This window comes from Gordonia terrae (genome assembly GCF_001698225.1).
GTDB lineage: Bacteria > Actinomycetota > Actinomycetes > Mycobacteriales > Mycobacteriaceae > Gordonia > Gordonia terrae.
In genome coordinates, this window is sequence record NZ_CP016594.1 from 626,675 (window position 1) to 651,058 (window position 24,384).

Annotated in this window: 24 protein-coding genes; 17 read left to right on the top strand and 7 right to left on the bottom strand. The window is 68.7% G+C overall.

Going from position 1 to position 24,384, the window contains the following annotated elements:
* Positions 1 to 62 precede the first annotated feature (62 nt).
* On the top strand, positions 63 to 884 hold the full coding sequence (locus BCM27_RS02900; RefSeq protein WP_004022088.1) for an MBL fold metallo-hydrolase: 822 nt from the start codon (positions 63 to 65) through the stop codon (positions 882 to 884).
* A 94-nt stretch (positions 885 to 978) separates the two neighbouring features.
* Here BCM27_RS02900 and BCM27_RS02905 read toward each other — a convergent pair whose 3' ends face one another.
* Together BCM27_RS02905 and BCM27_RS02910 are read right to left on the bottom strand one after the other, a co-directional pair.
* Positions 979 to 1,653, bottom strand: a complete 675-nt coding sequence (locus BCM27_RS02905; protein WP_004022089.1) for a Crp/Fnr family transcriptional regulator — start codon at positions 1,651 to 1,653, stop codon at positions 979 to 981.
* A gap of 181 nt (positions 1,654 to 1,834) precedes the next feature.
* Entirely contained in the window at positions 1,835 to 2,098 is a 264-nt protein-coding gene (locus BCM27_RS02910; protein WP_004022090.1) for a hypothetical protein, read from the bottom strand.
* A 246-nt stretch (positions 2,099 to 2,344) separates the two neighbouring features.
* On the opposite strand from BCM27_RS02910, the gene nth reads away from it, so the two are divergent.
* From nth to BCM27_RS02930, 4 genes are read left to right on the top strand one after another with little or no spacing between them, the layout of a single operon-like run.
* Positions 2,345 to 3,121 (top strand): endonuclease III, encoded by a 777-nt coding sequence (gene nth / locus BCM27_RS02915; protein WP_172622041.1) that lies wholly within the window; start codon positions 2,345 to 2,347, stop codon positions 3,119 to 3,121.
* Positions 3,118 to 3,849, top strand: a complete 732-nt coding sequence (locus tag BCM27_RS02920; protein WP_033204512.1) for a TlpA family protein disulfide reductase — start codon at positions 3,118 to 3,120, stop codon at positions 3,847 to 3,849. The genes nth and BCM27_RS02920 overlap by 4 nt, the downstream gene beginning before the upstream one ends.
* On the top strand, positions 3,846 to 4,682 hold the full coding sequence (locus BCM27_RS02925) for an NUDIX hydrolase (protein WP_004022094.1): 837 nt from the start codon (positions 3,846 to 3,848) through the stop codon (positions 4,680 to 4,682). Before BCM27_RS02920 ends, BCM27_RS02925 begins: the two co-directional genes overlap by 4 nt.
* Positions 4,679 to 5,872 carry a MarP family serine protease gene (locus tag BCM27_RS02930; protein WP_004022095.1) on the top strand — a complete coding sequence of 398 codons (1,194 nt, stop codon included), beginning with the start codon at positions 4,679 to 4,681 and terminating at the stop codon, positions 5,870 to 5,872. Before BCM27_RS02925 ends, BCM27_RS02930 begins: the two co-directional genes overlap by 4 nt.
* On the opposite strand, the gene BCM27_RS02935 is transcribed toward BCM27_RS02930, so the two are convergent.
* From BCM27_RS02935 to acs, 3 genes are all read right to left on the bottom strand, one after another.
* Positions 5,787 to 6,851 (bottom strand): alpha/beta fold hydrolase, encoded by a 1,065-nt coding sequence (locus BCM27_RS02935; RefSeq protein ID WP_004022096.1) that lies wholly within the window; start codon positions 6,849 to 6,851, stop codon positions 5,787 to 5,789. The genes BCM27_RS02930 and BCM27_RS02935 overlap by 86 nt on opposite strands.
* Before the next feature lie 3 nt (positions 6,852 to 6,854).
* Positions 6,855 to 7,361, bottom strand: a complete 507-nt coding sequence (locus BCM27_RS02940) for a phage holin family protein (RefSeq protein WP_004022097.1) — start codon at positions 7,359 to 7,361, stop codon at positions 6,855 to 6,857.
* A 178-nt stretch (positions 7,362 to 7,539) separates the two neighbouring features.
* Positions 7,540 to 9,480: an acetate--CoA ligase gene (gene acs / locus BCM27_RS02945; RefSeq protein ID WP_004022098.1), complete on the bottom strand. Its 1,941-nt coding sequence runs from the start codon at positions 9,478 to 9,480 to the stop codon at positions 7,540 to 7,542.
* A gap of 401 nt (positions 9,481 to 9,881) precedes the next feature.
* Here acs and BCM27_RS02950 point away from each other — a divergent pair, with 401 nt between their 5' ends.
* The 9 genes from BCM27_RS02950 to BCM27_RS02990 all read left to right on the top strand — a co-directional run bounded on the left by BCM27_RS02950 (position 9,882) and on the right by BCM27_RS02990 (position 16,883).
* Positions 9,882 to 10,637 (top strand): hypothetical protein, encoded by a 756-nt coding sequence (locus tag BCM27_RS02950; RefSeq protein WP_004022099.1) that lies wholly within the window; start codon positions 9,882 to 9,884, stop codon positions 10,635 to 10,637.
* Positions 10,638 to 11,590: 953 nt separating this feature from the next.
* A complete protein-coding gene (gene ssd / locus BCM27_RS02955; protein WP_004022100.1) occupies positions 11,591 to 12,652 on the top strand; it encodes a septum site-determining protein Ssd in 1,062 nt (353 codons plus the stop codon).
* The gene (locus BCM27_RS02960; protein WP_004022101.1) at positions 12,649 to 13,857 is read left to right on the top strand and encodes a TadA family conjugal transfer-associated ATPase; all 1,209 of its coding nucleotides are present in this window, start codon (positions 12,649 to 12,651) and stop codon (positions 13,855 to 13,857) included. Before ssd ends, BCM27_RS02960 begins: the two co-directional genes overlap by 4 nt.
* Entirely contained in the window at positions 13,857 to 14,696 is an 840-nt protein-coding gene (locus BCM27_RS02965) for a type II secretion system F family protein (RefSeq protein ID WP_004022102.1), read from the top strand. The genes BCM27_RS02960 and BCM27_RS02965 overlap by 1 nt, the downstream gene beginning before the upstream one ends.
* 11 nt (positions 14,697 to 14,707) lie before the next feature.
* Positions 14,708 to 15,316 (top strand): type II secretion system F family protein, encoded by a 609-nt coding sequence (locus BCM27_RS02970; protein ID WP_033204595.1) that lies wholly within the window; start codon positions 14,708 to 14,710, stop codon positions 15,314 to 15,316.
* 33 nt (positions 15,317 to 15,349) lie between these two features.
* Positions 15,350 to 15,724: a VOC family protein gene (locus tag BCM27_RS02975; RefSeq protein ID WP_004022104.1), complete on the top strand. Its 375-nt coding sequence runs from the start codon at positions 15,350 to 15,352 to the stop codon at positions 15,722 to 15,724.
* Between the two features lie 147 nt (positions 15,725 to 15,871).
* Positions 15,872 to 16,123, top strand: coding sequence for a DUF4244 domain-containing protein (locus BCM27_RS26025; protein WP_033204594.1), 252 nt, complete (start codon positions 15,872 to 15,874; stop codon positions 16,121 to 16,123).
* Between the two features lie 47 nt (positions 16,124 to 16,170).
* Positions 16,171 to 16,515 (top strand): TadE family type IV pilus minor pilin, encoded by a 345-nt coding sequence (locus BCM27_RS02985; RefSeq protein ID WP_172622080.1) that lies wholly within the window; start codon positions 16,171 to 16,173, stop codon positions 16,513 to 16,515.
* Positions 16,512 to 16,883 carry an Rv3654c family TadE-like protein gene (locus BCM27_RS02990; RefSeq protein ID WP_004022107.1) on the top strand — a complete coding sequence of 124 codons (372 nt, stop codon included), beginning with the start codon at positions 16,512 to 16,514 and terminating at the stop codon, positions 16,881 to 16,883. The genes BCM27_RS02985 and BCM27_RS02990 overlap by 4 nt, the downstream gene beginning before the upstream one ends.
* A gap of 17 nt (positions 16,884 to 16,900) precedes the next feature.
* Here the strand turns inward: BCM27_RS02990 and BCM27_RS02995 are convergent, their stop codons facing one another.
* Together BCM27_RS02995 and BCM27_RS03000 are read right to left on the bottom strand one after the other, a co-directional pair.
* Positions 16,901 to 17,452: a hypothetical protein gene (locus tag BCM27_RS02995; RefSeq protein WP_004022108.1), complete on the bottom strand. Its 552-nt coding sequence runs from the start codon at positions 17,450 to 17,452 to the stop codon at positions 16,901 to 16,903.
* A complete protein-coding gene (locus BCM27_RS03000; protein ID WP_004022109.1) occupies positions 17,445 to 19,772 on the bottom strand; it encodes a DEAD/DEAH box helicase in 2,328 nt (775 codons plus the stop codon). The genes BCM27_RS02995 and BCM27_RS03000 overlap by 8 nt, the downstream gene beginning before the upstream one ends.
* A gap of 338 nt (positions 19,773 to 20,110) precedes the next feature.
* Here BCM27_RS03000 and BCM27_RS03005 point away from each other — a divergent pair, with 338 nt between their 5' ends.
* The 3 genes from BCM27_RS03005 to topA all read left to right on the top strand — a co-directional run bounded on the left by BCM27_RS03005 (position 20,111) and on the right by topA (position 24,372).
* The gene (locus BCM27_RS03005) at positions 20,111 to 20,314 is read left to right on the top strand and encodes a cold-shock protein (RefSeq protein WP_004022110.1); all 204 of its coding nucleotides are present in this window, start codon (positions 20,111 to 20,113) and stop codon (positions 20,312 to 20,314) included.
* 204 nt (positions 20,315 to 20,518) lie between these two features.
* Entirely contained in the window at positions 20,519 to 21,103 is a 585-nt protein-coding gene (locus BCM27_RS03010) for a hypothetical protein (RefSeq protein ID WP_004022111.1), read from the top strand.
* Positions 21,104 to 21,288: 185 nt separating this feature from the next.
* Positions 21,289 to 24,372, top strand: coding sequence for a type I DNA topoisomerase (topA, locus tag BCM27_RS03015; protein WP_004022112.1), 3,084 nt, complete (start codon positions 21,289 to 21,291; stop codon positions 24,370 to 24,372).
* Positions 24,373 to 24,384 lie beyond the last annotated feature (12 nt).

A 24,384-nucleotide genomic window follows, 5' to 3' on the forward strand; every position in this document is an offset into this window, starting at 1 on the left:
GGCGTGGTCGGATCGTCGGGCTTCGCCCGGCCGTCCGGGCCGAGTCGATAGGCTCGGAGACCATGAGCTCACCGAATGACGCCGCACCGACGCACCCGGCCTACGGGGTGCTTCGGGAAGTGACCCCCTTCGCGTCGGTCTTGCTGTGCGACAACTCCGGGATGATGGAACTCGATGGTACGAACACCTATGTGCTCCGTGCGCCCGGAAGCGACGAGTGCGTGGTCGTCGACCCGGGGCCGCCGAAGTACAAACACCATGCCCGACGCCTCGCCGAGCTGCCCGGGGTCTCGCTGGTGCTGGTGACCCACCGGCACTTCGATCACACCGGCGGGGTGTCGCGTCTGCACAAGCGCACCGGTGCTCCGGTGCGCGCTCGTCTCGAGAAGTACTGTCGCGGCGGGGCACCGCTGCGCGACCGTGAGGTGATCGAGGCCGCGGGCCTGCGGATCACGGTGTTGTCCACACCCGGGCACACGGGTGACTCCGTCAGCTTCCTCGTCGAACACGAGGGACAGCGCGCGGTCCTGACCGGTGACACGATCCTTGGGAGTGGCACGACCGTGCTCGATCCCGCCGACGGTGGGCTGCGCGATTACCTGAACTCGCTGAACCGCCTCATCGTCGACGGGGAGGGGGCGGCGCTGCTCCCGGCGCACGGTCCGGACCATCCCGACCTCGGACCCGTCGCGCGGTACTACAAAGCCCATCGCGAGGAGCGGATCGACCAGATCGTCGCCGCCCTCGACACGATGGGCGTCTCGGCCCGGGACGCGAAGCCGATGAAGGTGGTGCGCAAGGTGTACGCCGACGTCGACAAGAAGCTGTGGCCCGCCGCCCGGATGTCGGTGAAGGCACAGCTGGAGTACCTGCGCGAGGCCTGACCCTTCGAGGCTCGCTTCGCTCGCGCCTCAGGGAGCGGGGAGGAGCAAAGCCGCTCGCTCCCGGAGGAGCGAGCGGCTTCGTGGTGTATTCGGGTCAGCGTGCGCGGCGCGCGAGACGCTCGGAGTCGGCGATGAGGACGCTCTTGCCCTCGAGGCGCAGCCATCCGCGCTGGGCGAAGTCGGCGAGTGCCTTGTTGACGGTCTCGCGCGACGCCCCGACGAGCTGGGCGATCTCTTCCTGGGTCAGGTCGTGGGTGACGCGCAGGGCGCCGCCCTCCTGGGTTCCGAAGCGCTGGGCGAGCTGCAGGAGCTGCTTGGCGACGCGACCGGGGACATCGGTGAAGATGAGGTCGGCGAGGTTGTTGTTGGTGCGGCGCAGGCGGCGTGCCAGGACGCGCAGCAGCTGCTCGGCGATCTCCGGGCGGTCCTTGATCCACGCCTTGAGCGCGTCGCGGTCCATCGACACCGCACGCACCTCGGTGACGGTCGTCGCGGACGAGGTACGCGGGCCGGGGTCGAAGATGGAGAGCTCGCCGAACATGTCGGACGGTCCCATGATCGTCAGCAGGTTCTCGCGTCCGTCAGGGGAGCGGCGGCCGACCTTCACCTTGCCGGACATGATGATGTAGAGCCGATCCCCGGGCTCGCCTTCGTGGAAGATCACATGTCCGCGAGGGAAGTCGACGGGCTGAAGCTGCTTGGTCAGCGCCGCGACGGCGGAGGGCTCGACGCCCTGGAATATGCCCGCCCGCGCCAGTACTTCTTCCACCTAGGGAACCTTTCTCGAATCTTTGCTACAGCCACGCGTCAGATCGCGCCCTTGGATACGCTACCCCGCGCACAAGCATATGTGTTGGATGGGTCACTGGAAGCTCATTGCGCGTGTGTCCGGTCGTCGAGGTGTCGACGTGGCGTCCGGTACTAGGTGGAGGCGGACTCGCGGTGACCGATCAGCTGGCCCGCTGCGGCGACGCGGCGTGGTCGGCGACGGCCGATTCGTGACGCGTGACGCGTCGGTCGCGGAGCTCGTCGAGTGCGGCCGGCATCCCCTCGCGGGCGAGGGTCTGGACGTTCTGGGCGTCGGCCGAGTCGAGGAAGTCCTCGACCTCGTCGCGGGAGACCGCCGTGCGGTCGATCCGGGATTGGACCTTGTCCATGCCCATGGCGAAGAGCATGAGTACAGCCGGGAACAGCAGCGCCGCGAGACCGTGCATGGGGACCAGTAAACACAATGGACCCGCCGGAATCCCCATCCGGAGTGCCGCCGTCACTGACTTGTTACCTGACCGTAGGTTGTGGGTGAGCTGATCCCCGCGACCGGCCAGAGGACTTCGCGCAGGGCGGAAAATATATGTTGAACTGCGCAAACGGTGGGCATTCCGACGTGGTGCCGGCAGGCCGGGCTGTGCCTGGAGCCGCTGGAATCGGGATTGCCGCTACACATCGCTAACCTGAATCAGGTGAGCGCACGCAAGACCGCTGCCTCGGGCCCGGCCCCGGCACGTAAGCAGGAGACCCATCTCGGATTGGTCCGGCGCGCGCGACGGATGAACCGCACCCTGAAGGTCGCCTTCCCGCACGTGTACTGCGAGCTGGACTTCACCGATCCGCTGGAGCTCTCGGTGGCGACGATCCTGTCTGCACAGTGCACCGATGTCCGCGTGAACCAGACCACCCCGGCGCTGTTCGCGAAGTACCGGACGGCTGCGGACTATGCCGGTGCCGACCGCACCGAGCTCGAGGAGATGATCCGACCGACCGGGTTCTACCGGAACAAGGCGAACTCGATCATGGGACTCGGCCAGGCCCTCGTCGAGCGGTTCGATGGGGAGGTGCCGAACAACCTGAAGGACCTGGTGTCGTTGCCCGGATTCGGGAGGAAGACCGCGAACGTGGTGCTGGGCAATGCCTTCGGCGTTCCCGGGATCACCGTCGACACCCACTTCGGCCGCCTGGTCCGACGCTGGCAGTGGACCGAGGAGACCGATCCGGTGAAGGTCGAGCACGCCATCGGCGAGCTGATCGAACGGCGCGAGTGGACCGACCTGTCACACCGGATCATCTTCCACGGCCGCCGGGTGTGTCATGCGCGCAAGCCGGCCTGCGGCGTGTGCATCCTCGCCAAGGACTGCCCGTCGGTGGGGACCGGTCCGATGGACAAGGCCGACGCCGCCGCTCTGGTGAAGGGGCCGGAGACCGAGCATCTCCTCGCGCTGGCCGGGATCGCCGCCCCGTGAACGACACCACGGACACAGACCAGAGCGCAGGGACCGAAGCGGGTCCGTCGTCGCGGGATTCACGTTTTCCCCCTGTCGCGCGGTGGACCGTCGTCTTCGTGATCGTGATGATCGCCCTGATCGTCGCGATCTGGCCGCGCGGGGACGATCCGGCGCCGATGACCGGCACGCCGTCGTCGGCGAGTGGAACCCGCCCGATCGACGCCCCGGTCGACGAGGCGCGGGTGGCGGAGGCGCGCCAGGCCGCCGCACTGCCTGAGTGCCCGGTCACGGGTCTGCCGGAGTCACCCGATTCCGTCCTCGAGGGCGTCGTCGAGCCCTGTCTGGGCACCGGCGCGCCGTACGACCTCGGTGCGGCGACTGCGGGCCGCCCGCTGGTGATCAACGTGTGGGCGCAGTGGTGCGGTCCGTGCAAGACCGAGTTGCCCTACTTCGAAGAGTTCGCCGCGCGCGCCGGGGACCGGGTCACCGTGCTGGCCCTGCACGCCAAGGAGGGCGGTAGCAATCCGTTCTTCCCGCTGACGCTGCTCGCCGAGATCGGAGTCCGTTTGCCGTCCGTGCTCGACCTCGACGGGAAGGTCGCCGCGGCCATCGGCGCGCCGCGGGTGTTCCCGTCGACCGTCTTCCTCAGGCCCGACGGCACGGTGGCCGAGGTCTATCCCGGTGTCTTCGACAGCCCGGAGGAGATCGCCGACTCGGTGGCCGAGCACCTGGGCGTGCGGATATGAGTGGGCGGCCGCGCGCGGACGCGGGTCCGCTGGTCCCGCGTGCGGAGATCCCACCCTGGCTACGAGCTCTCACCGAGGACGTCACCGCTGTCACCAGGAGTGTCGACAATCGTGGCGGCGACCGGTCGCGCTGGGCGTCGATGCTGCCGACGAAGTCGCGGTCGGCGGCGGTCCTGATCCTGTTCTCCGGGTCGTGGGAGTCGGCCGACGACCATCCCGGCGGTGTGCCCGCCGACGCCGAGGTCCTGCTGACCGAGCGTGCGCCGACGCTGCGCCAACACAGTGGGCAGGTCGCGTTCCCCGGCGGTGCGGCCGATCCGGGCGACGACTTCCCGGTGGGCACCGCGTTGCGTGAGGCCGCCGAGGAGACCGGCCTCGATGCCTCCGGGGTCAGCATCCTCGCGACCCTCCCCAGCTTTCCGGTCGGGGTCTCGGGGTTCGACGTCGTCCCGGTGATCGGCTATTGGCACCGTCCGAGCGAAGTGCGCGTCGTCGACGAGGGCGAGACCGCGCGGGTGGACCGCATCAACCTGCGCGAGTTGCTCGACCCGGACAACCGATTCCAGGTCCGTCGCAAGGCGGTCGGCATCGTCTACAAGGGTCCGGCCTTCTTCGTCGACCGGCTGCTCGTGTGGGGCTTCACCGGTGGGCTCGTCGCCGCCATCAGCGAGGTGTCCGGCTGGGACCGCCCCTGGGACAAGAACGACGTGCGTTCGCTGGAGAAGATGATCGAACTCGCCGGCAGCCGTCAGGAATCCGGTTTCGCCGAACTCCACCCGGACGACCGCGACGTCGTCGATGCCCGCAACGCCGAGTCGGGTGGTCCCCGGTGACCGGCTCGACCTGGGTCGACATCATCGTGATCGGCATCGCGCTGCTCGCCGCGGCCAGCGGGTACCGATCGGGTGCGGTCGCATCCGCCCTGGCGTTCATCGGTGTCGCGCTCGGCGCCGTGGCCGGTCTGCTGCTCGCGCCGCGCCTGATCGAACGGTTCGACGACCTGCAGGTGCGGGTGCTCGCCGGAATCCTGGTGCTCGTCGTACTCGTCGTCGTCGGCGAGGTCGCGGGCATGGTTCTGGGCCGCGCGGCTCGCGGTGGTATCCGGTCGCCCGGGCTGCGGGCCGTCGACAGTGGTGTCGGCTCGCTCCTGCAGGTGGTCGCCGTGCTGCTGGCCGCAGGCCTGCTGGCCATCCCGTTGCGGGAGTCGGCGGACCCGGCGATCGCCGGGGCGGTGCGTGACTCCAAGGTGCTGACCGGCGTCGACGCGGTGTCGCCGCAGTGGGTCGACGACCTGCCCGACGACTTCAAGGCGCTTCTGGACAGTTCGGGGCTCCCGAAGCTCCCGTTCGTCAGCACCCCGTCGACGAATGTCGACCCGCCGGACCAGGCGCTGGCCGAACTGCCGGTGGTGACGCAGGCGCGTCCCAGCGTCGTGAAGATCGAGGGCGTCGCGCCGAGCTGCCGGCAGGCGCTCGAGGGGAGCGGGTTCGTCGTGTCGCCCGAGCGGGTCATGACCAACGCGCACGTGGTCGCGGGTACCGAGCGGCTCGAGGTGCAGACCTCGACCGGGGCGCAGCTCCCGGCGCGCGTGGTGCTCTTCGACAGCGAGAACGACATCGCGGTGCTCGACGTCCCGGGTCTGCGTGCGCCTGCCCTGCGGTTCGCCTCACGGCCCGCGTCGACCGGGGACGACGCGATCGCGCTCGGTTTCCCCGAGGCCGGACCCTTCTACGTGAGTCCGCTGCGGGTTCGCGCGGTGTTCGCCCACACCGGCGACGACATCTACCGCACCGGGCAGGTGACCCGTGAGGTCTATGCCGTGCGTGGTCTGATCCGGCAGGGCAATTCGGGTGGACCGCTGCTCAACTCGGACGGCGAGGTGCTCGGCGTGGTGTTCGGGGCGGCCGAGAACGCGGCCGACGAGACCGGTTTCGTGCTCACCGCCCGTCAGGTTCGCTCCGACTTCGACGAATCCGAGCGGCGAAGCGAGCGGGTGAGTACACAGCGCTGCGTCCTCGCCTGACCTTCCGCGCCGATCGGCGCGTGCCGTCCGCGGTGGGTTCGGGCTCGTGGCGCAGGAACTCGATGATGTGCCCGGTCACCGCGGCCGGCTGTTCCTGGTGGACGAAGTGACCGCTGCCCTCGACCTGCCGGTACAGCTGGTGTGCAGCCCACCGGTGGCTGTCGGCCATCGCGTCGTCGAGGATGTAGGGGTCGTCGCGGCCGCGGAGGGCGAGCACCGGCAGGTGCAGTCGTTGATCCATGAGTTCCATGAAGCGGGCGCCGTCGGGCCGGAATTGCGAACGGAACGCCCAGCGCCGGTACTCCAGGCTGCAGTGCGCGACGTTGGGGATCAGCATGGCCGAACGATTGAGCTCGACGGTGTGCCCGTAGTCGGGCTCGGCCCGCCAGGGAGCCGACGACCGTTCCGCGAAGTAGTCGGCGACGAAGGCGGCGTCGTCGCGGGTGACCTGACGTTCGCCGAGACGCGGGATCTGATTGCGCAGGAACAGCGGCAGGAACCGGGACCGCTGGGCCTTGTCGCGCAGTACTCGTCGGCGCAGGGCGCGCGGATGGGGGGACGCGATGACGACGATCCGGTCGACGACCCGTGGGTGGAGGGTCGCGGTCGCCCAACAGACCAGTCCGCCGTCGGAATGCCCGATGAGGGTGGCGCGCGAGTGCCCGAGTGCGCGGACGAGGCCGTTGGTGTCGCCGGCCAGGGTCCAGCCGTCGTAGCCGCGCGGCGGCTTGTCGGTGTCGCCGTAGCCGCGCAGGTCGACGGCGACGGCGCGGAATCCGGCGTCGGTGAGTGCGGTCAGTTGATGCCGCCAACTCCACCAGAACTCGCCGAAGCCGTGCAGTAACAACACCAGTGGACGGTCGCCTGCCGGGACGCCCGCGGGCTGGACGGCGTGGAACCGGACTCCGTTGGCGCGGACGTCGAAGTGCTCCCAGTCGCCCGGGAGACGAACGCTCGAGGGGTCGGGCTCCTCGCTCACGGATCAGCCTTCGCGGGCGGGCGGGATTCTCGGGTGGGTGGTCTCGTGTGTCGCATGACGGTTCGGCAGGACGGTCGGCAGTTCGTTGACCGACTCGATCGTCTTCTTGGGGCCGCGCACGCGTTTGAAGAACAGATACCCGACGAACGCGGCGACCACGGTCACCAGGACCAGGATGAGGAACACGATCAGGAAGGCCAGCCAGCGCCAGACCCATTCGTCGAGCAACTCGGCCAGGAAGAAAAAGAAGAAGAAGCTGGAGTACAACGCCATCACGCCGGCGACGATCAGCAGCCCGGTGCCGGTGCCGGCTTTCTTCGCCTCGGTGACGAGCTCTGCCTTGGCGAGCGCGACCTCGGATCGGAACAGGGTGGAGACACTGGTGGTCGCGTCCTTGACCAGGCTTCCGATGGTCGGCTCGCCGTTGTGGCCGGCGTTCGCGTCGGAGAGCGGGATCGACGGGACGGAGTCCCGGCCAGCGTCGGGCAGGCCGTGCTCGTTGGGGCTCACAGAATCCTCCGTTGTTCGGCAGATGCGCCTTATGTTGCCATGCGAGTGCCGCTGAGGTGGCGCCCCACCCTCGGGTGCGTCGGTGAGTTCCCCGGACGTGCGATGCGCCACCGGCGGGAGTCCGCCGGCGGCGCATCGACACAGTAGTGCTCGCGGGGGAGCGGTCGTCCGGGCCCGATCAGGCCTTCTTCGCGCGGATCGCCTCGAACACCGACGGGTCGACGAGCGTCGAGGTGTCGCCCAGTTCGCGACCTTCGGCGACGTCCTTGAGCAGGCGGCGCATGATCTTGCCCGACCGTGTCTTGGGCAGTTCGGGCACGACGTTGATCTCGCGGGGCTTGGCGATCGGTGAGATCTCCACCGACACCTGCTGGCGCAGTTCGGCGATCAGCTGATCACCGGTGTTCTCCACACCCTCGCGCAGGATGACGAAGGCGACGATGCCCTGGCCGGTGGTCTCGTCGGCGGCGCCGATGACCGCGGCTTCGGCGACACCGGAATGGCCGACGAGGGCGGACTCGACCTCGGCGGTCGAGATGCGGTGGCCGGAGACATTCATGACGTCGTCGACACGTCCGAGGACCCAGAGGGCGTGGTCCTCGTCGTAGCGGGCGCCGTCACCGGCGAAGTACCAGCCCTGCTCGGCGAAGCGGGACCAGTAGGTTTCGCGGAATCGCTCGTCGTCGCCCCAGATGCCGCGCAGCATCGACGGCCACGGCTGGTCGAGCACGAGGTAGCCCTGCTCGCCCGCACCGACGGGGTTGCCCTGGTCGTCGACGATGTTGGCGCTGATGCCGGGCAGGGGCTTCATCGCCGATCCCGGCTTGGTCGCGGTGACGCCGGGCAGCGGCGAGATCATGATGGCGCCGGTCTCGGTCTGCCACCAGGTGTCGACGATGGGCGCGGAGTTTCCGCCGATGACCTCGCGGTACCACTTCCAGGCCTCGGGGTTGATCGGTTCGCCGACGCTGCCGAGCAGCCGGATGGTGGACAGGTCGTGGGCGTCGGGGATCTCGCGGCCCCACTTCATGAAGGTGCGGATCAGCGTCGGCGCGATGTAGTAGATGGTGACGCCGTACTTCTCGATGATCTCGAAGTGGCGGTGCTCGTTGGGGGAGTTGGGGGTTCCCTCGTAGACGACTTCGGTCGCGCCGTTGGAGAGCGGGCCGTACACGAGGTAGGAGTGGCCGGTCACCCAGCCGATGTCGGCACCGCACCAGAAGACGTCGCGGCCTTCTTTGTGGTCGAACACGTAGTGGAACGAGTAGCTGACCTGGGTGAGGTAGCCGCCCGAGGAGTGGACGATCCCCTTGGGCTTGCCGGTGGTCCCCGAGGTGTAGAGCAGGAACAGCGGGTGCTCGGCGTCGAACGCCTCGGCCTCGTGGGTGTCGGACTGCTCGTCGACGGTGTCTTCCCACCACACGTCGCGTCCTTCGACCCAGTTGAGGTCGGGGTCGTGGTTGGTGCGACGCACGACCAGGACCTTCTCGACCGACTTCGCGGCGTCGGCGCCGGTGCCGAGCGCCTCGTCGACCTGGGTCTTCAGCGGTGCCGGCTGGCCACGGCGGTACTGGCCGTCGGTGGTGATGACGAGTTTGGCCTCGGCGTCGTCGACGCGTGAGCGCAGTGCGCCGGAGGAGAAGCCGGCGAAGACCACGGAGTGGGTGAGGCCGAGGCGGGCGCAGGCGAGCATCGAGATCAGGGCCTCGGGGACCATCGGCATGTAGATGGCGACGCGGTCGCCGGCGACCAGTCCGATGGAGGCGAAGTAGTTGGCCGCCTTGCTGACCTCGGCGAGCAGCTGGCTGTAGGTGAGATCACGGGTGTCGCCGGGTTCGCCGACCCAGTGGATGGCGACCCGGTCGCCCTTTCCTGCGGCGACGTGGCGGTCCACGCAGTTGACGGCCACGTTCAGCTTGCCGCCGACGAACCACTTGGCGAAGGGTGCGTCGGACCAGTCGAGGGTGGTGGTGAAATCGGTGGCCCACTCCAGCCGCCGGGCCTGCTCGGCCCAGAACTCGAGGCGATCGGCATCGGCATGGTCGTACATCTCGGCGGTGCCGTTGGCCTGGGCGGCGAACTCGTCGGAGGGTGGGAATGCCTGGACGGTGGAGGACATCGGTGACAAGGGCCTTTCGCTGTCGACGGCGGTCACTCAACAGTAAGGTGACCCGACGTCAGTACGGGGAAACAGTGTGAGCGTAGTCACGTAGGAGTCGAGCCAGGAACCGCCCCGTATGCGAACGCGACCGATACGCGATGAACGGCAGGTGAGCGACGACGAACGGTCGTACGCCCATCCGGGTGCGGTACGACGACCCACGCCGACGTTTCAATCAGAGTTCTGACATATCCCGCAAACAATTGACTACACGGATTTCCTGAAACGACGACTAACAATGGATCGTCGGAGTTTCCAATTCGCCGAAAGGTGTAACTCTCGATGCGGGGGGTGGCCATCCGATCGTCCAACCCGGGGCGTCCTGGCCGGGGTGTCGACGACGCAACTATCGTCGGTTCGTGACCACCGACCCGCTGCTGCCCCTGCTGGAACTCCCCGGCGTCGCCGACGCTGCCGACCGCGCGCGCGATGCCCTGTCTGCGGTCCACCGGCACCCCGCCAACCTGCGAGGATGGGACAAGACGGCCACCGAGGCCTCGTGGCGCGCGGGTCGGTCCTCGGCCGCGATCGACGGCGGAAGCGTCGAACTCCGGCGCGACGGCGACTTCGACGATCCGATCCTGGCGGGCGCGATGCGGGTGTCGCAGGCGCTCGACGGCGACTCCCTCGTCACGCTGACCGCCGTGATCCGGCGGGCGCCTGCGCAGGCTCTGGCGCGGCTGCACACCCTGGCCGCGGCGGACCTCGTCGGGGACCCCGAGGAGCTGGGACGGCCACGGAGTGGGACGGATGCGGGTGAACGTCTCAACCTGTTGGGGCAGTTGACAACCGGTGCTACGTCGGTCCCGGCGCCGGTGCTCGTCGCGGTGGTCCACGGCGAGCTGCTCGCCGTGGATGCCTTCCCGACCGCCAATGGCGTCGTCGCCCGAGCCGCGTCCCGCCTCGTCAGTGCTGCGACCGGTCTGGACCCGCACTGTCTCGGCGTGCCGGAGGTGACCTGGTTCAAACGGGTCGGCGAGTACCGCACCTTGGCGGCGAACTTCGGGGCGGGTACCGAATCGGGCCTGCGGGATTGGATCGTCTTCTGCTGCGAGGCCCTGGAAGCCGGTGCGGCGGAGGCGAAATCGATCGCCGACGCGGCGCGGGCGGGCTAGCGTCCCGGGGTCGGCGCCGGCCCCGGACAGCACTGCGGGCGGCCGCCGGCGTCGTAAACGACGCGGTTGCCGCCCGCGTAGCACGGACCCAAGTTACCAAGCGTGCTTGGTGGGCTGTGGTTACCGCCTCGGCGATTGACCACGAGTCGGGATTGCGGACCGTCCACGTGCTGCCAGCTGTGGGCCATTCCTCCCGGGCCTGGCGCCTCATGAGAGGAAGGCGGTGGCGCATCGAGTGGTGGCGGTCGGTCGTCCTGACTGTGATGTCGCAGGCGCACAACACTTTTGCCATATGCGGCGTGCTCCGCGTGGGTGCTTGCCGCCCGTGCTGGGAAGTGCTCGGCGTGGGGGTCCGTTCCTTCTCTTCCGGATCGAACTTGGCCTTCCGAGTTTCCGTAACCACTGTTCTACACCGTGATGCCGATCACATCAAGCGTTCGGCGCCGGAATGTTGGACCAGTTGCCGAATTCGGTGAGATCGACTGGGGCGCAGGCGAACCGAACGCCCATCGAGGTGTCGGGGGCCCGAGGCGGCATGTGGCGAGCCCGCTGGGCGCACTGAGAAGACGTTGCAATGACGTTGCGAAGATTCGCGCGTCCTAAAGGCGTTTCCTCGATAGCGGACAGGGGGCGCGTGTATTTCGCAGAACTTGTTACCGAGGAGTAGAACGGACATTCGCGAATGCGATTGTTGTGCTTGCAAAGAATCCGAAACCGTGTGTATAGTCATCGGTACCCGGTTCTCATACCGTCACGTTTCAGCCCGACCCCCCGGGGCTGAAACGTGACGACCCCGGCCTCCTCCCCCCCTGGCCGGGGTTGTCCTCTTTCTGGGGTCTTTTCTACCGCGGAAATTCGGCGGTCGCGCCCGGTTGTCCACAGGCCCGGACTCCATCCCCAGGCGGCGGTGTTCCGGCCGGTCGGCGTCCTCCGCCTGCCGCATGATCGTCCGCATGCCCGACGAACTGCTGGTTCTCGTAGACCCTGACCTCCGCGACGACGTCGCGCGCTGCGCCGCGGCAGCCGGTTACCTCGTGCACGTCGGGTCTGCCGACGACTGCCGACGCGAGTGGCTGACGGCCCGGGCCGTGGTCGCGGACCCGCCTGCGGTCGCGGTCCTGTCCCGCATACGCCCGCCCCGTCGCCCTGGACTCGTGCTGGTCAGTGCTGCCGAGCCGGGGGCACACACCTGGCGGATGGCGATGGACCTGGGTGCCGAGGACGCGTCGACCCTGCCGGCCGAGGAGGGGCGCCTGGTCCGCGTGCTGACCGAGTGTCGGGTACCTCGACGCCGCCCGGCCGGCGTCGTCGCGGTCATCGGTGCACACGGCGGCGCCGGAGCATCGACGCTGGCTGCCGCGGTGGCGCTGACGTCGGCCGACGCCGGCTCGCCCACGCTTCTCCTCGACCTCGACGACATGGGCGCAGGTGCCGACCTTCTGCTCGGCATCGAGCGTCGCCCAGGGCTGCGTTGGCAGGATCTCGCGCTCGACGGTGGGGTCGTCGGCGGTACGGCCCTCCACCAGGCGCTGCCGAGTGCGCATGACGGTCTCGCGGTGCTGACCTCCCAGCGACTGCCCGCCGCCGGGTTGAGCGTGGAGGCCGTCACCGCGGTCATCGATGCGGGACAGACGCACGGCGATCTCGTCGTGCTCGACCTGCCGCGCTCCGACAACCCCGTGGTGCGCGCGGCAATCGCATCCACCGACGTCGTGGTGGTGGTGACCACTCCCACCGTCGGCGGATGCGCCGCCGCTCGACGAATCGTCGACCGTGTCGTCGGCGACGAGGTGGCCGTCGAGCTCGTCGTGCGGGGACCCTCGCCCGGCGGGCTACGGCCACAGCAGGTCGCCGACGCGATCGGACTCCCACTGCTCGCCGCCTTTCGCCCGGACCCGCGTCTGGCCGTGCGGCTGGAAGGTGGCCCGTTGCGACTGCGACCTCGCAGCCCACTCGGGCGCGCGGCCGCGACGGTGCACTCGCGGGTCGCCGAGCGACGGCGGCTCGCATCATGACGCGGGCACGAACGGACGGGCAGGCCGACGAAGCGCTGTTGGACCGGGTGCGCTCGCGTCTGGCCGCCGACGCGGCCGACCCGAGTCCGGCCGTCATCGCCGACGCGATCCGGGCAGAGGCCGGGGGAGTGCTCGGCGACACCGACCTGCTCGCCGCGCTCCGATTCCTGCAGACCGAACTGACCGGGGCGGGCAAGCTCGAGCAACTCCTCGCCGAACCCGACATCGCCGACATCCTGGTGGCGGGTCCGGACGAGGTGTGGGTGGATCGGGGTTCCGGGCTCGAGTCGACGCCGATCCGATTTCCGGACGAGGGGTCGGTGCGTCGACTGGCGGGCCGGCTCGCGCTCGGGGCCGGACGACGCCTCGACGACGCCCAGCCCTGGGTCGACGGGCAGTTGTCGAACGTCGGACGCCGCGGGTACACCGTGCGGCTCCACGCGATCATTCCGCCACTCGCTGCGGACGGGACGTGCATCTCACTGCGGGTTCTGCGTTCGGCGTCCAAGGACCTGCCGAGCCTGATCGACAACGGCGCGATCCCGTCCGAGGTGGTGCCGGTCATCACCGACATCCTGCGCCACCGGCTCGCCTTCCTGGTGATCGGCGGCACCGGCTCGGGGAAGACGACCCTGCTGAATGCGCTGATCGGCGCCATGGATCCGCGCGAGCGGGTGGTGTGTGTGGAGGACGCCCTCGAGCTCGCCCCGCGCCACCCGCAGGTGGTACGGCTGGTCGCGCGGGCATCGAATGTCGAGGGCGTGGGTGAGGTCCCGGTGCGGGCCCTCGTCCGGCAGGCGCTTCGGATGAGACCCGACCGGATCATCGTCGGCGAAGTTCGAGGCAGTGAGGTCATCGACCTGCTCACGGCGCTGAACACCGGTCACGACGGGAGTGCCGGTACGGTGCACGCGAACTCGACCTCGGAGGTGCCGGCGCGGATGGAAGCGCTTGCCGCGCTGGGAGGTATGGGACGTGATGCCCTCCACAGTCAGCTGGGTGCCGCGTTGCAGGTGGTCCTCGGGGTGGCACGGAATGCGGGTGGAGCACGGGGTCTCGTCGAGATCGGGATCGTCCGACGGGACGACTCCGGGCGGGTGATGATCGTGCCGATCTGGTTGCGCCACAATGGTTTCACCACGGAGCGTCAGCAGTTCGACGCGCTGGTCGCCGGCCGGGGGACGGCTACCGGGGAGTGCCGGTGATGTCGACTCCGGTCGCCGTCGCGCTGGTGTCGGCCGCTGCGGGTGTCGCGGTACTGATGACTTCTCCGCCACGGGTGACGTACCGAATCCTGGCTGGCTGCGGCGGCGAGGATCCCAGCCGGTCATCCACCCCGGTCGTGCTGGCTCCGATGGCGGTGCCCTTCGGTGTCTCCCTGGTGGGCGGATTGCCTGCCGCCATCGCGGCCGCGATCATCGTGACGGTCGTGCTCTGGGTGCGCCGCCGCCGACTGGCCGAGAAGTCGCGCGATCGTCGGTCGGACGACCTGCTCCTCGCGCTGTCGCTGATGATCGCCGAACTGTCGGTCGGCGCGCCACCGGTGCGGGCCTGCGAGGTCGCGGTCGCCGAACTCCGCCGTCGTGATCCCGGTGACGGGGGTTCGGGATCAGCGATCGCCGACGGCCTGGAGGCGATGGCCTGCCGTGCCGCCCTGGGTGGTTCGGTGCTCGATTCGACGTCCGGGGACGACGCCGCGGCGGGTGGCGAGTCGTGGCGTCGTATCGGTGTGGCGTGGCAGATCGCCGACGACCGCGGTCTGCCGATGGGCGACCTCCTCGGCGCGGTGCGCTCGGACCTGCAGGCACGGCGGGGTTTCGCGGATCGAACACGGGCCGGACTGTCGGGGCCACGCGCGACGGCAGCGGTTCTGGCCGGTCTGCCGCTGCTCGGGATCGCGCTGGGGCAGGCGACGGGTGCGGGACCGATCCAGGTCCTCCTCGGTGGCGGTCTGGGCGGCGTTCTGCTGGTGGTCGGGTGTGGCCTGGTGGCCGCTGGGATCGGCTGGTCGGAGCGCATCACCGGGAAGGTGCTGGCGCGGTGATGCCCGGCGGGATGGCGGGCGCCGCCTGGTCCGCGGCCCTGTTGGCCGTGGCGTTGTGGCTCTGGCCGGCGCCGCGGTGGTTGCTGTGCCGGGTGACCGGGCCGCCCCCGCCCCCGGATCGCACGCCACGGTGGCTGGGTGCCGGACCTGCTCCCGACGACCCGTTCGCGGTCGCGTCGGCATTCGATCTGTTCGCCGTGTGCCTACGTGCCGGACTCCCGGTGGGGACCGCGGCGTCGGTGGTCGCCGAGCGCGCACCGGCGTCGATGGCCGGGCCCCTCGCCCACGTCGCCGACCTGCTGCAGCTCGGTGCCGATCCGGACGCGGCGTGGTCGGCGTTGATCGACGGGTCGAACGGCGCGGCCTCCGACGACCACCTCGACGCGCTCGCCGCGATGGCTCGTCGCTCGGCGCGGGCCGGCTCGTCGCTCGCGGGCGGGCTCGCCGAACTCGCCGAGGACGTGCGGCGCCGGGCCCACGACGACGCCCTCGCCGCCGCCGAGCGGGCCGGTGTCGCCATCAGCGGCCCGCTCGGATTGTGCTTCCTACCCGCATTCATCTGCCTCGGTATCGTTCCGGTCGTCGTCGGCCTCGCCTCGACGGTTCTGGGTTCGGTCTGACGCGCTGTCGGTGCGAGGACGCACAATGGACCCATGACCGACTCAGGTTCCCGACACCACGCAATCGACTACATCGAACTCACCGTCACCGACTCCGCCGCGGCACAGGCGTTCTATTCGTCGGCGTTCGGCTGGCAGTTCAACGACTACGGGCCCGCGTACGCGGGGATCGTGAACCCGGGCGGTCCCGACCTGCCCGAGGTCGGTGGCCTCGCGACGAGCGAGACGGCTGCGGTGCGCGGTGGCCCGCTCGTGCTGCTCTACTCCGACGACCTGGACGCCACGGCGGAACAGGTTCGCGCCGCCGGCGGCGAGATCGTCAACGGACCCTACGCTTTTCCCGGCGGCCGACGGTTCCATTTCACGGATCCGAGCGGCAACGAACTCGGGGTGTGGTCGACCTCGTAGGCAGTCGTCGTCCGGGTCCGGCCAGGGCTCGGCATGGTCTCGAAATCCGAGGGATCCGAATCGGCGCCCGGCGCGTCCAAGTACCTGCAACACCGCAAGTGCTCGGACCAGATCGGCCCGCGGTTCCATCGACTCTCAGGAGAGATCATGTCACGCACCATTTTCCGGACTCACGACGCTCCCGCCGCGCACGACCCCGGCGCCGTGACCGAACGTCTCGGCGCGCACCTGACCCGGCTCATGACCGACGAGGAAGGGATGTCGACCGCGGAGTACGCAATCGGGACCATTGCCGCGGCCGCGTTCGGTGCGATCCTCTACACGGTCGTCACCGGTGACAACATCGTGAGCGCGTTGACCGGCATCATCGGGAAGGCGCTCAACACCTCGGTCGGCTGATGATCGGGTCACAACGATTGCGACGCTTGGCCGTCGACGAATCGGGGATGGTGACCGTCGAGGCCGCGTACGCGATCGCCGCGATTGTCGTCACGGTGCTGATCGCGGTCGGCGCCATCGCCGCGGTGACCACGCAGATCCGATGTACCGATGCGGCACGAGAGGTGGCGCGACTGTCCGCCGCGGGGGATTCCTCGGCGCGGGAGGCCGCCCGGCGGCTCGTCGGTGACGCTGTACGCGTGTCGATCTCGGCCTCGGACGAGAATGTCGTCGTCGAGGTCAGGTCGGAGGTGGCGATGCTGCCGGGTCTGACGATGTCGGCACGGGCGGTGGCGGCGAAGGAGCCGACGGGTGCGGATCAGGTGATGTTCGCGCCGGGGGTCGGACCATGACGGCCGGCCGGGGACTGGTCGTGGACGATGACGGTCACGCGACCGTACTGGGTGCATTCGCGATCGCGGCATTCGCCGCCGTCCTCGTGATGGTGATCTACGTCGGGGGCGCGGTGCTCGCCCGGCACCGGGCGCAGTCGGCGGCCGATCTGTCGGCACTGGCCGCGGCGATCGATCACGTCGCCGGCGAGGTGAATCCGTGTGCGGCCGCGCACGACCTGGCCGGCCGTCAACGACCCCGCGCAGAACTGGTCGGGTGTCGTGTCGACGGCGATGACGTGGTGGTGACGGTACGGGTGCCGGTCGAACTCGGAAGCCTCGGGACGAATCACGCCACCGCACAGGCCCGGGCGGGGCCGATCGACTGACGCCGCCCGGGCACGGCTCACCCGAGCCCGTCCGAGTCGACGGCGATCTGCTTCGGGTACACGCGGATGGATTGCATGGGGGCAAACCACAATTGGTGAAAGTGAACCTCGGTGTCACCGCGGTACGCGAGTTCGAATCCGTCGGTGCCGGTGTTCAAGGGAATCCACGACCGGGCAGCCCGAACGAACGACGACCAGTGGATGAGCTCGCCCTCGGTGAGGAAACCTCCTGCTGCTGCCCAGATCTCGCCGGATTGGGCATCGGAGGAAGCCAGATAGACCTCGCCGAGCGACGCGGTCACCCGTGGCCCGACCATCGCCGTCTGGAGGTACCACTGCGCCGTCGTCACGACATCGGTGAACCCGCCGGACCGGGCAGCGCACCAGGCGTAGTGGAGGTCGAGGGCGTCGAGTGCCTCCTCTTCGGAGAAGAACACGTCGCGTTCGCCGATGGAGGACGGCAACTGGTCGGTGTTCTGCGTCGGCCGGGCGAGCAGGAAGAAGGCACGGGAGGGGCGGGTGACCTGACGGTACGTGTGGGTTCCCCGGTCGGATGCCTCGTCATGCATGGGCCAAGTATTCCCGACGGAGAAGATCCAGGACGGCCACTGCGCCATTCTTGTCCAGCGGGTCGTTGCCGTTGCCGCACTTGGGGCTCTGGACGCAGGACGGGCAGCCGCTCTCGCACCCGCAGCCGGCCACCGCGTCCCGGGTGGCGTCGATCCAGGTCAGGAAGGCCGAGTGCCCCCGTTCGGCGAAGCCGGCACCGCCCATGTACCCGTCGTAGACGAAGACCGTCGGCAGCCCGGTGTCCGGGTGGAGGTCGGTGGAGAGTCCACCGATGTCCCAGCGGTCGCAGGTGGCCACCAGGGGAAGGAGGCCGATGGCCGCATGCTCGGCGGCGTGGAGAGAGCCGGGGAGCCGGGTCTCGTCGATGCCGGCGTCGGCGAGCGACTCCGGTGTGAGGGTGTACATCACCGCGCGGGTACTGAGTGTCTGTTCGGGCATGTCGAGTTCGACGGCGTCGAGCACCTCGCCGGTCCGCAACGTGCGCAGATACCCCACGACCTGGTGCGTGACGTCGACCTCCACGAACGCGACCGTCAGCGGACCGAACCGTCGGCTCGCGAGGGTCACGGTCACGGTGACGTCGGTCGTCTCTCGCGCCGACGTCGTCCAGTCCGGGTCCTCGGGGTGTGTCAGCGCGAGACCGTCGTCGAGGTCGAGCTCGTCGACGAGATAGCTTTCGCCCTGGTGGATGTGGACGGCGCCGGGGTGCACCGTGGACATGGCCCGGCCGGTGTCGACCGTGCCGAGCAGTTGCGACGTCGTGGTGTCGACGATGAGGACCTGACCACCGATGCCGCCGCGGATGTCGACGTCGGCGTGGGGTTCGGTCCCGGCGGTGACGTACCAGCCCGACTTGCGTTTGCGGAGCAGACCCTCGGCGGCGAGGTCATGTGCCACGTCGTGTGCATTCCAGGCGTCGATCTCTGTGTCCGACAGCGGCTTCTCCATGGCAGCGCACAACAGGTGCGGGCCCAGGATGTACGGATTGGCCGGGTCGGTGACCGTGGCCTCGACGGGCTTGCCGAGCAGCGACTCGGGGTGGTGCACGAGGTAGGTGTCGAGTGGGTCATCGCGCGCGACGAGCACGACGAGCGAATCGCCGGACTCGCGCTGGCGTCCCGCCCGTCCGGCCTGCTGCCAGAACGAGGCGACCGTGCCGGGATATCCACTGACGATCACGGCGTCGAGTCCGCTGATGTCGACGCCGAGTTCGAGCGCGTTGGTGGTGGCCACGCCGAGCAGTTCGCCGTCGGAGATGGCCTTCTCGAGACGGCGGCGGTCGTCGGCCAGATAACCGGCGCGGTAGGCCCCGATCCGGGACTCGAGCTCGGGGGCGCTCTGCGACAACAGGTGTCGCGCACTGAGCGCGGTGAGCTCCACGCCTCGTCGGCTGCGCGCGAAGCACAGTGTGCGAGCCCCCTCCACCACGAAATCGGCCAGCAGTCGCGCGGATTCGGCCCCGGCCGAGCGGCGCACCGGTGCGCCGTTCTCCCCGGTGACCACCGGCAGGAAGTTGGGCTCCCAGAGGGCGACGGTCCGCTCACCGCGGGGAGACCCGTCCTCGGTCACCGCCACCGCGGGCTCGCCGATCAGCCTTCCCAGCGCCTCCGCCGGCTCGGCGACCGTCGCACTCGCCCCGATGACGATCGGGTCGGCGCCTGCGGCCCGCGCGATGCGCAGCAACCGCCGCATCACCAGCGCGGTGTGCGAGCCGAACACCCCACGGTAGTGGTGACATTCGTCGACGACGATGAATCGAAGATGTCGGAAGAACTGTCGCCACCGGTGATGGTGGGACAGGATGCCGATGTGCAGCATGTCGGGGTTGGTGAAGATCCAGCGCGAATGCGCACGCGCCCATTGCCGGATCTCGGGGTCGGTGTCGCCGTCGTATGCGCACGGCTGCAGGTGCCCGAACTCCGGTCGTCCGGCGATGATCGACGACACCGCCCGGATCTGGTCGGCGCCGAGTGCTTTTGTCGGCGCGAGGTATAGCGCCGTCGCATTCTTTTCGTTCAGCAAAGCAGTGAGAATGGGCATTTGATACGACAGGGATTTGCCCGATGCGGTACCCGTGCAAATAGCGACATGATTTCCGTGGAATGCGGCGTCGGCCGCGCTCGCCTGATGAGTCCACACCTTCTCGATGCCGTTGTCGGCGTAGGCGTCGATCAGCGGTTGCGGCACCCATCCCGGCCACTCGACGAAAGATGCTGAGCGCGACGGGATTACCGACAGGTGGGTGAGGGGGGAGGGGTCGGCGTCGGAACCCGCGAGGGTCCGGGCCAGTAGTCCTGTCCCGAATGTGGAGTACTGCATCTTCTGGTGACAACTCTTCGAAATAGTGTCGCGGCTACAGGTCTCCTGACCTGCGGCGATGTTACCGGCTGATGTCGTTGCTCTGAAGTTTGACGAGGTTTTGACTCACTTTGGTTCGTGTGACTATCGCTGGGGGGCCGAACATGATTGACTGGTTCCGGCCGCAGCTTTCGCGACCCACCGCCCGGTGGGCGACAAGCATGTTGCAGCCGTGGTACTGAGGTTAGTTTGGCGGATCGATGCAGATCTTCGCGGGGCTCTTTGAGGTATGGCGGTCGACCGGCCACGACACGATGACCCATCGTGTCGCGACAGTTGATATGTAAAGGATTGCAAGAATGGCACAGGGAACTGTGAAGTGGTTCAACGCGGAAAAGGGCTTCGGCTTCATCGCGCCTGATGAGGGTTCCGACGACGTGTTCGTCCACTATTCCGAGATCCAGGGATCCGGTTTCCGCACCCTCGAGGAGAACCAGCGGGTCGAGTTCGAGGTCGGACAGGGCACCAAGGGGCCGCAGGCCACCGGCGTCCGCGCCGTCTGAGAACACCCGTGTGTGACTGCACCACGCAGTCGGGGCGAACCACCGCTCCCGTTTCGATTCGTCGAGGCGGGAGCGGTTTGTTGTCCGTGCCCCACAATGCGCCTCTGTCCGCGCTCCCATACCTCCTTCTTCGTCGTGCCGATCACCGATCGCTCCCTGGGAAACCTCCCACCGGTTTCCGAGGCACACCACTAGTCTCGACTCGTGGGCCAGTTGTCGTTTTTCTCTGCCGAGACCGAACAGCCCGCGTACGCCGATCTCGCGGGGTTGCTCGCGGCGCACGGACAGTCCGTCCGCTCCGAAACCGGTACGCGGGTCTCGATCGTGGTGGCCGACCGCTGGCGGGCCGAACAGATCGTCGTAGAGATGCGTGCGGCCGGACTCGACGCCGAGTCGACGGCGTCGGACGAGGGCACTCCACTGGCACGCACCGCCTCCTGTCATGAACTGGACCCGCTGCACAAGGCATGGTCGGCGGGAGCGGTGAAGGCGATGCCGTCCGGCTGGGTTCCGAGTTACCGGGCACTGCGTCTGTGGGTGATCGCCGCAGGCCACCTGGACGACGGTCGCTACCAACTCGGTTTGGATCCGCACGCCCCGGAGTCGCACGCCGCGCTCGCCACCGCGCTGATGCGTGTCGGCATCGCGCCCACCCTGGTCGGTACGCGTGGGCATTCGCCGGCACTGCGGATCGCCGGCCATCGGCGACTGTCGCGCCTGCACGAGTACGTCGGAGTGCCGCCCTGCGCCGAGGCCGTCGCGGACTGGCCGCCGGTGGACGAGCATTAGCCATCCCACACTCGAGGCTCTGAACTGGTAGAACGTGTCAAAGTGCCGGCGGATCCGTCGCTCGCTGGGGTCCGGCGCGGAATTCAGATGTGCAAACGGCGCTATACATAAGGTACAAACCCATCGAACACACCTGAACTGACACGCAGGAACGTTCTCCACCCAGTCAACCAAAGGACGCCCCGGTGGCAGAGACCAGCACCGCATCCCGCTCGAGTGGGGCCACCCGACGCCTCGTGATCGTCGAGTCGCCGACCAAAGCCCGCAAGATCGCCGGCTACCTCGGGTCGAACTATGTGGTGGAGTCCTCCCGCGGGCACATCCGCGACCTCCCGCGTGGCGCCGCCGACGTGCCGGCCAAGTACAAGGGTCAGCCGTGGGCCCGTCTCGGGGTCAACGTCGACGAGAACTTCGAGCCGCTGTACGTGGTGTCGCCCGACAAGAAGTCGACCGTCAGCGAACTCAAGTCCCTGATGAAGGACGTCGACGAGCTCTACCTCGCCACCGACGGTGACCGCGAGGGGGAGGCGATCGCCTGGCATCTCCTCGAGACGCTCAAGCCGAAGATCCCGGTCAAGCGCATGGTGTTCCACGAGATCACCGAACCGGCCATCCGGGCGGCCGCCGAGAATCCGCGTGACCTCGACATCGACCTCGTCGACGCGCAGGAGACCCGACGCATCCTCGACCGCCTGTACGGCTACGAGGTGTCGCCGGTGCTGTGGAAGAAGGTCATGCCGAAGCTGTCGGCAGGCCGCGTGCAATCGGTGGCCACGCGGATCATCGTCGAGCGCGAACGCGAGCGAATGGCGTTCGTGTCGGCCGAGTACTGGGACATCTCGGCGACGATGGATGCCGACGCAGATGCCGGTGTCGGCAACCCCCAGACCTTCAAGGCGCGACTGGTCAACGTCGACGATGCCCGTGTCGCCACCGGCCGAGACTTCGAGTCCACGGGTGCGCTGAAGAAGTCCGACGGGGTGATCGTGCTCGACGCCGACCGCGCCGAGGGGCTGGCAGCCGGTCTGCGGGGCGCGGCGATGACCGTGACGTCGGTCGAGGAGAAGCCCTACACGCGTCGTCCGTATGCGCCGTTCATGACCTCGACGCTGCAGCAGGAGGCCGGCCGGAAGCTGCGCTTCACCTCCGACCGCACGATGCGGATCGCGCAGCGCCTGTACGAGAACGGCTTCATCACCTACATGCGTACCGACTCGACGAGCCTGAGCGAGTCGGCGATCAACGCCGCCCGTGCGCAGGCCCGCGAGCTCTACGGCGACAACTTCGTCCATCCGACGCCCCGGCAGTACACCCGCAAGGTGAAGAACGCTCAGGAGGCGCACGAGGCGATCCGGCCCGCCGGCGAGACCTTCCGTACCCCCGGCCAGGTCGCGGGGCAGCTCGAGGCCGACGAGTTCCGCCTCTACGAGCTGATCTGGCAGCGCACCGTCGCCTCGCAGATGGCCGATGCCAAGGGCACCACGCTGAGCCTGCGCATCGCAGGGACCGCCTCCACCGGAGAGCGCGCGACGTTTGCCGCGTCGGGCCGCACGATCACCTTCCCCGGCTTCCTGTCGGCGTATGTCGAGACCGTGGACGAGCAGAGTGGCGGCCAGGCCGACGACGCCGAGAACCGGCTCCCGCAGCTGACCGAGGGCCAGTCGCTGACGGCGACCGACCTGACCGCGGACGGTCACTCGACCAACCCGCCCGCACGCTTCACCGAGGCCTCGCTGGTGAAGGTGCTCGAGGAACTCGGCATCGGCCGCCCGTCGACCTACGCCTCGATCATCGGCACCATCCAGGACCGCGGCTACGTGGTGAAGAAGGGCAACGCCCTCGTGCCGTCGTGGATCGCCTTCGCGGTCGTCGGTCTGCTCGAGGCGTACTTCCAGAGCCTCGTCGACTACGACTTCACCGCGACCCTGGAGGACGACCTCGACCAGATCGCGACCGGCAACGAGAACCGGACGAAGTGGTTGACGGAGTTCTACTTCGGCGATGACCACCCGGGTGCCGACGGCGAGAACCGTTCCGCCCATTCGGCGATCGCGCAGTACGGCGGACTCAAGAAGCTCGTCGGCGTCAACCTCGAAGAGATCGACGCCCGGCAGGTCAACTCGATCCGCCTGTTCAACGACGAGGAAGGGCGTCCGATCTACGTGCGGGTCGGCCGATTCGGGCCGTACCTGGAGCGCAACGTCGCGACGTCGCCCGACGCCGAGCCGGATCTGCAGCGCGCCAACCTGCCCGCCGACATCACGCCGGACGAGCTGACTCTCGCGATCGCCGAAAAGCTGTTCGCCACACCGCAAGAGGGCCGCTCGCTGGGCACGGACCCGGCGACGGGCCACGAGATCGTCGCCAAGGAAGGCCGGTTCGGTCCGTACGTGACCGAGATCCTGCCGTCGGACGACGATGACGACGACGGCGACACCCCGGCGACCATCCCCGCGGGCCCGACCCCGCGCGATGGCGGGGCCGGCGGTGGCACCGGCGGTTCCGATTCCGCCGACGGCGACGTCGTCCCGCTCGACGCGCCGGGCGGCGGCACGGCGACGAAGACGAAGCCCGCGGCCAAGAAGACCGCGAAGAAGGCTGCGAAGAAGGCCGGTCCCAAGCCGCGCACCGGCTCGCTGTTCAAGACGATGGACATCTCGACGGTCACGCTCGACGATGCGCTGAAGCTCCTGTCGCTGCCGCGTGTCGTCGGCGTCGACCCGGAGTCCGGCGACGAGATCACCGCGCAGAACGGCCGGTACGGTCCCTACCTCAAGAAGGGGTCGGACTCGCGGTCGCTCGGTTCCGAGGAGCAGCTGTTCGAGATCACCCTCGACGAGGCCCTCAAGATCTACTCCGAGCCCAAGCGCCGCGGTCGGCAGGCTGCCGCACCGCCGCTCCGTGAACTCGGCAAGGACGACGAGGTCAGCGGCAAGCCGATGGTCATCAAGGACGGCCGCTTCGGACCGTACGTGACCGACGGCGAGACCAACGCGAGCCTGCGCAAGGGCGACGAGGTCGCCTCGATCACGCCGGAACGCGCGATGGAACTGCTCGCCGATCGGCGCGCGCGCGGCCCCGCCAAGAAGGCCACGAAGAAGGCGGCCAAGAAGGCTCCGGCCAAGAAGGCTCCGGCCAAGAAGGCCGCGGCGAAGAAGACGGCGGCCAAGAAGACGGCGGCCAAGAAGACCACTGCCAAGAAGACGGCAGCGAAGAAGACCACCGCGAAGAAGACAGCTGCGAAGAAGGCGACCCCGGACGCCGAGTGACGCCCGGGGCGT